Genomic DNA, 6,307 nt, shown 5'->3' on the forward strand with positions numbered 1-6,307 from the left:
CGCCCTTGGTGAAGATGCCGCCGCCCAGACGCGCGAAGATCGAGATCAGCGAGGCGCCGAAGCCCAGGGCCACCAGACCGTCGATGACCTGGCGGTCAGTCCCGGCCATGCCCAGCCCCAGGGTCATGAAGGCATAGTAGCCCGCCACGCCCAACAGGGCGCCGCCAGCCACGAACATGCCGGTGATGGCGCCCGAACGGAACGCCAGATCCAGACCCTTGGACAGGCTTTCCGACGCGGCCTGGGCCGTGCGTACGTTGGCGCGCACCGAGATCAGCATCCCGGCGAAGCCCGCCGCGCCCGAAAGCACGGCGCCAATCAGGAAGCCGACGGCGGCCCATTGGCCGATCAGCAGCCAAGCGGCGATCAGGATCACGATCCCGACCATGCCGATGGTGGTGTATTGGCGACGCAGATAGGCGGATGCGCCTTCCTGAATGGCCGCCGCGATCTCGCGCATCCGGTCGTTGCCGGTTCCGGCCTTCATCAGGGCGGCGGTCTGGACGGCGCCGTACAGCACCCCCAAGGCGCCGGCCGCGATGACCAGCCATAGATAGTTCGTCATGGGTGTTTCCAACCTCAAAGCCAACGGCGCGCGGACCCTTGGCGCGGCGGGCGTTACGCCTCTGTCCGCCTTCCGGTCCCCCCGTGCGCACACGGACGCCTGATCGCGTCCCGCGGGAATTGCGGCGGAACCGTGCCAAATGCGTCAGCATGACGCAACCGGCGTTTTCAAAGGGGACTTCAGCCCGCGCGGACGCCCGTGCGGCGGCGCGGGGTCTGGCTGATGATCTCGACCCGGGCGACCGCGCCGCGTCCGGCGATCTGATTGGCCGAGGCCAGCAGGCTGCGTTGCAGGGCCGCGCCGTCCAGCCGGGTCCAGTCTCCCGGCACCAGGAAGGGGGTGCGGTGCGCCGCCTTGACCAGGGCGTCGCGGAAATAGGCCTCCTTGGGCCGCATCTGCTCGGGCGTCTTGCCCGCCCCCAGATGCAGCCTCAGGGAAACGAAGACATAGTTGCGCAGACGTCCGCCTTCGATCACGGGAAGTCCGACGCCTGGGATGTTCAGCGCGGGCGCGGGCGCCTCGCCGGTCGGACCGCTGGCGGCGGCCGGGCGGGCGGCGGCGCTCAAGGCCAGGCTTCCAGCAATCAGGGCGCGACGATCCATGGCCGGACGCTGGGCGATCACGGTTAGGATTTGGTTTCCGGCGCATCGATCCCTCTCTCGATGGGAGAGGGAAGTCAGCCGTGCGTCCAACCCGCCTTCGCGATCTCGACCGGCTGACGCAGATAGGTCGCCGTCACGCCCTGCCCGCTCATCACCTCGCCGATGCGCGTCAGGCGCAGCAGCCGGGCCTCGGCCGCCGCGCGCAGGGCGGCCTCGTGGCGCGGCGGCGCGGTCAGCACCAGCTCATAGTCGTCGCCGCCGGTCGCCAGCCTGACCAGGGCCGCCTCCGGGTCGACCCGATCATCGAACCAGGCGGCGCCGGCGGCCGACAGGGGGATCTTCTCCAGGTCCAGCACGATCCCGACGCCGCTGGTCTGGGCGATATGGCCGACATCGGCGATCAGACCGTCTGAAACGTCGGCGCAGGCGCTGGCCAGGTCGCGCACCGCCTCGGCGAACGCCACGCGCGGGTGCGGCGTCCGATAATGGGCGATCAGGGCCTCCAGCCGCTCCGGCTCCAACCGCAACTGCCGTTGCGCCGCCATCAGGCCCAGGCCGCCGTCGCCGATGGACCCGGTCACAAACACCAGATCGCCCGGCCGCGCCCCGGCGCGCGACACCGCCCGGCCCTTCGGGACCCAGCCCAGGGCCGTCAGGCTGAAGCTCAGCGGTCCCGGCGTCCTGACCGTATCGCCGCCCATCAGCCAGACGCCGAACTCGGCCTGATCGGCCTTCAGACCCTCGGCGAAGGCCTGGCGCTCCGGCCAGCCGCAGCGGTCGGACCAGAAACAGCTCAGCAGATAGCCGAACGGCTCCGCGCCCTTGGCCGCCAGGTCCGACAGATTCACCCGCAGCAGCTTCCGGGCCACCGTGTCCAGCGGGTCGTCGGGCAGGAAATGGACGCCCTCAACGAGCGCATCCTTGGTAAGGACGAGGTCGTACCCCGCCCTCGAAGGCAGGACCGCCGCGTCGTCCGTCAGGCCGCGCGCCCATTCCGGGTGCGCCAGCGGCTTCAGCAGGCGGTGGATGGTCTCGAACTCTCCGGCGACGTCAACCGCGGGCATCGCGGGCGACGCCGTCGAGAGCCGCGTTGACGAACTTGGCCTCGGCCTCATCGAAGAAGGCCTTGGCCAGTTCGACATATTCATCGATCACGACCTCGCGCGGGGTGTCCTTGCGTTCGCGCAGCTCCCACGCGCCGCAGCGCAACAGGGCGCGCAGGGTGGCGTCCAGACGCTCCAGCCGCCAGTTCGAGGCCAGCCGATCCTTGACCGCCGCGTCGATGGCCGCCTGGCCGGTGACGACGCCGCGCAGGATTTCGGCGAAATAGGCCTCATCGGCCTCGGCCAGCATCTGGCCTTCGATATCGGCGTCGAAGCGGTGGCGCGTGAATTCGTCGATGACGGTCTCGACCCCCTCCCCGGCCAGCTCCATCTGGTACAGGGCCTGGACGGCGGCCAGACGAGCGATGGTGCGCGCGCGGCGCTGCTTGCCGGTCAGGGGCGTCTCGGCCAGTTGGGCCATCACCGATTCAAGGCTGTTGGGATCGCTCACGCCGCCTGTCCTTCCGAGCCGAGGCCCTTGCGAAGCCGCTTCTTCAAGGCGATCAGGTCCAGGCAGGCGCGTGCCGCGCCGCCGCCCTTGTCGCCCTCGCTGAGCCGGGCGCGCGCCCAGGCCTGATCTTCATCCTCGACCGTCAGCACGCCATTGCCGATGCACAGGCCCTTCAAGCCCAGTTGCATGATACCCGCCGCCGACTGATCCGAGACGATCTCGAAATGATAGGTCTCGCCCCGGATCACGCAGCCCAGGGCGACATAGCCGTCATAGCGCGGCGCGGTCGGATAGCGCCCGGCCTCTTCGGCCAGAGCGATGGCGGGCGGAATCTCCAGCGCGCCGGGCACGGTGACGACATCGAAGGCGACGCCGCGTGCGCGCAGGGCGTCCTTCGCCCCGTCCAGCAGGGCGTCGGCCAGATCATCATAGAAGCGCGCCTCGACGATCAGGACGCGCGGGCCATCGGTCAGAATTGGTCTTCTCCATCCATGTCGCGCCAGCCGACGATGCGCAGGCCATAACCTTCCAGCGCGGTTGGATTGGGGCGCGTCGAACTCATCACGATCATGTCGCGCACGCCCAGGTCCAGCAGGATCTGAGCGCCGACGCCATAGGCCTTCAGCGAGCGATCCGCGGCGGCCGGCTTGGCCCCGCCGGCCAGACGCTCGGCCAGACCGGCCAGTTCGGGGTCGCGCAGGAAGACGGCGACGCCCGCACCGGGATGTTCGCTGATCGCCCTCAGGGCCTTGGGCAGATAGTCCTGGCGCGCCTCGACATGACCCAGCAGATCGGCGGCGAAGTCGACCTGATGCATGCGCACCAGGACCGGCTTGCCCGGCTCGATCCGGCCCTTGACCAGGGCGACATGCTCGACTCCCTCGATGGCGTTCTTGAACAGCATCAGGCGGAACGGCCCGCCGTGGACGCTGTCGAACGGCGTCTCCAGCACCCGCTCGACGAAGCGTTCGGTGCGGCGGCGATAGGCGATCAGATCGGCGATCGTGCCGATCTTCAGCCCGTGAAGCTGGGCGAAGGCGACCAGGTCCGGCATCCGGGCCATGGTGCCGTCATCGTTCATGATCTCGCAGATGACGCCTGCGGGCGTCAGGCCGGCCATGCGGCTGATGTCCACCGCCGCCTCGGTATGGCCGGTGCGGACCAGGACCCCGCCGTCGCGCGCGACCAGCGGAAAGACGTGGCCAGGCGAGACGATGTCGTCGGCGCCCTTGTTCGGATCGACGGCGACCTGAACCGTGCGGGCGCGGTCGGCGGCGCTGATGCCGGTGGTCACGCCCTCGCGCGCCTCGATCGAGACGGTGAAGGCGGTGCCCATGGAGGTGCGGTTCTCGGCGGCCATCGGCGGCAGCCGCAACTGGCGGGCGCGGTCGGCCGTGATGGCCAGGCAGATCAGGCCGCGCGCGTGCTTGGCCATGAAGTTGATCTGGTCCGGCGTGGCGAACTGGGCCGGAATGATGACGTCGCCTTCGTTCTCGCGGTCCTCGGCGTCGACCAGGATGTAGGGTCGGCCGTTGCGGGCGTCCTCGAGAATATCCTCGATCGAGCTGATCGGGCTGTCGTTCATGTTGGCCGCCAGGTTCATGACGCAGTCTCCTGCCACCGCGCGAGGTATCGCGCCAGCATGTCGATCTCCAGATTGACCGAATCTCCGGCCTTCAGGCGCCCGAGCGTGGTCGCCGTCCAGGTATGGGGGATGATGTTGACGCCGAATTCGGCGCCCGAGACCTGGTTCACCGTCAGGGACACGCCGTCCACGGTGATCGACCCCTTGGCCGCGATGAAGCGATGCAGGGGCGCGGGCGCGGCGACGACGACGCGGTGCGAGCCGCCCTCGGGCGTCACCGAGACGACGCGGCCCAGGCCGTCGACATGGCCCGACACCACATGGCCGCCCATTTCGTCGCCCAGCCGGGCGGCGCGCTCCAGATTGACCGGATCGCCCGTTCGCCAGTCGCCCAGGGTGGTCTTGGACAGGGTCTCGCCCGAAACCTCGACGGCGAACCAACCGGGTCCCTTCTCCGTCACGGTCAGGCAGCAGCCCGCATGGCTGATCGAGGCGCCGAGGTCGATGGTCGCCGTATCCCAAGCCGTTTCAATCTCGTAGCGGCGGTCGCGGGCCGTTTCGGCGACGCCGCGCACTCGGCCGATGTCGGTGACGATGCCGGTGAACATCAGAAACCTCGACCGAAAAAAGCGGGTCTATCGAGTCTATCGAGTCGATTTTCGCTCATCGCACGGCCTCGTAGCGTTCCCACAGATCGTCGCCCAGCGGCACGACGGACAGACGCCGGAACTTGGGGGCGGCGGCCAGGGACGCAAGGGCCAGGGCGGCGACACAAGGGCGGCCCTCGGCGCCCAGCAGGATGGGCGCGCGGAACCATTCGAGGGCGTCCACCGCCCCCGCCCGGAGAAAAGAGGCCGCGACCTGGCCGCCGCCTTCGATCATGACGGAACCGACGCCGCGTTCGGCCAGGGCGGCCAGGACGGCGTCGATGGCCGGACGGCCGTCTTCGGCGGCGACCTGCTGGACTTCCGCATGACCGATGAGGCGGGGTGCGGCGATGGTCAGGATCAGGGTGTTGGGACCGGAGATCTTGGCGCCGTCTGGCGTGCGCAGGCGGCTGTCGAGCACGACACGCAGCGGCTGGTCCACGGATCGGCCCGGCAAGCGCACGGTCAGTTCCGGGTCGTCGGCCAGAACCGTCTCGATCCCGACCAGCACCGCGTCATGGGCGGCGCGCAGGCGGTGGCCTTGTTCGCGGGCCGCCGAGCCGGTGATCCATTGGCTTTCACCCGAGGCCGTGGCGATGCGGCCGTCCAGCGACGTGGCCAGCTTCAAGGTGACGCGCGGGCGCATCAGCCCTCGTCCAGCCCCTCGTCGCCGAGGAATTTGGCGAAGTCGCCCGTGTGGCGGAAGTCCTTATAGACCGAGGCGTAGCGGACATAGGCCACCTCATCGACCGACTTCAGCGCCTTCATGATGAAGTCGCCGACCGTGCTGGAGGGGATTTCTGTCTCGCCCAGGCTTTCCAACTGGCGGGTGATGCGGCTGACCAGTTGTTCGATCTGTTCGGGCTGGACCGGGCGTTTGCGCAGGGCCACGGCCAGGGACCGCTCCAGCTTGTCGCGGTCGAACGGATTGCGCCGCCCATTGCGCTTCAGGATCACCAGTTCACGCAGTTGCACCCGCTCGAAGGTGGTGAAGCGCCCGCTGCAGGCCGGACACGAACGCCGCCGCCGGATGGCCGAACCGTCGTCGGACGGGCGGCTGTCCTTCACCTGAGTGTCCGGGTTTCCGCAGAAGGGGCACTTCATCGCGCGGCTATCCGTAGATGGGGAAGCGCGCGGTCAGGGCGCGCACCTGATCCGCCACGCGAGCCTTGACCCCCGCGTCGGCCACGTCGCCGCCCTGCATGCTGTCGATGACGTCGGCGATCCAGTGGCCGACCTGCTGGAACTCGTCCACGCCGAAGCCGCGCGTGGTGCCCGCCGGCGTGCCCAGGCGCACGCCCGAGGTCACGGTGAAGGGCGCGGTGTCGAACGGCACGCCGTTCTTGTTGCAGGT

General features: G+C 69.2%; 9 protein-coding genes and 1 pseudogene. All 10 read right to left on the minus strand.

The features are described from left to right. Positions 1–565, minus strand: a 565-nt coding sequence (locus tag V7D63_RS12965) for a sodium/proton-translocating pyrophosphatase (protein ID WP_333592694.1), incomplete at its 3' end; no start/stop codon positions are given. Between the two features lie 179 nt (positions 566–744). Then, a complete protein-coding gene (locus tag V7D63_RS12970; RefSeq protein ID WP_333592695.1) occupies positions 745–1,188 on the minus strand; it encodes a hypothetical protein in 444 nt (147 codons plus the stop codon). A 53-nt stretch (positions 1,189–1,241) separates the two neighbouring features. Next, entirely contained in the window at positions 1,242–2,231 is a 990-nt protein-coding gene (thiL, locus tag V7D63_RS12975) for a thiamine-phosphate kinase (RefSeq protein ID WP_333592696.1), read from the minus strand. Next, the gene (gene nusB / locus V7D63_RS12980; RefSeq protein WP_333592697.1) at positions 2,218–2,721 is read right to left on the minus strand and encodes a transcription antitermination factor NusB; all 504 of its coding nucleotides are present in this window, start codon (positions 2,719–2,721) and stop codon (positions 2,218–2,220) included. Before nusB ends, thiL begins: the two co-directional genes overlap by 14 nt. Continuing rightward, complete coding sequence (gene ribH / locus V7D63_RS12985; RefSeq protein WP_333592702.1) at positions 2,718–3,194, minus strand: 6,7-dimethyl-8-ribityllumazine synthase; 477 nt, start codon at positions 3,192–3,194, stop codon at positions 2,718–2,720. Before ribH ends, nusB begins: the two co-directional genes overlap by 4 nt. Continuing rightward, a complete protein-coding gene (ribB, locus tag V7D63_RS12990; RefSeq protein WP_333592698.1) occupies positions 3,191–4,324 on the minus strand; it encodes a 3,4-dihydroxy-2-butanone-4-phosphate synthase in 1,134 nt (377 codons plus the stop codon). The genes ribH and ribB overlap by 4 nt, the downstream gene beginning before the upstream one ends. Further along, on the minus strand, positions 4,321–4,914 hold the full coding sequence (locus V7D63_RS12995) for a riboflavin synthase (RefSeq protein WP_333592699.1): 594 nt from the start codon (positions 4,912–4,914) through the stop codon (positions 4,321–4,323). Before V7D63_RS12995 ends, ribB begins: the two co-directional genes overlap by 4 nt. A gap of 55 nt (positions 4,915–4,969) precedes the next feature. Continuing rightward, the gene (locus V7D63_RS13000) at positions 4,970–5,599 is read right to left on the minus strand and encodes a RibD family protein (protein WP_333592700.1); all 630 of its coding nucleotides are present in this window, start codon (positions 5,597–5,599) and stop codon (positions 4,970–4,972) included. After that, positions 5,599–6,057, minus strand: a complete 459-nt coding sequence (gene nrdR / locus V7D63_RS13005; protein WP_333592701.1) for a transcriptional regulator NrdR — start codon at positions 6,055–6,057, stop codon at positions 5,599–5,601. The genes V7D63_RS13000 and nrdR overlap by 1 nt, the downstream gene beginning before the upstream one ends. Positions 6,058–6,064: 7 nt before the next feature. Then, positions 6,065–6,307 (minus strand): annotated as a pseudogene (glyA, locus tag V7D63_RS13010) (serine hydroxymethyltransferase); the annotation flags it as partial.

Origin of the sequence: Brevundimonas sp., from assembly GCF_036732845.1 — a bacterium.
GTDB lineage: Bacteria > Pseudomonadota > Alphaproteobacteria > Caulobacterales > Caulobacteraceae > Brevundimonas.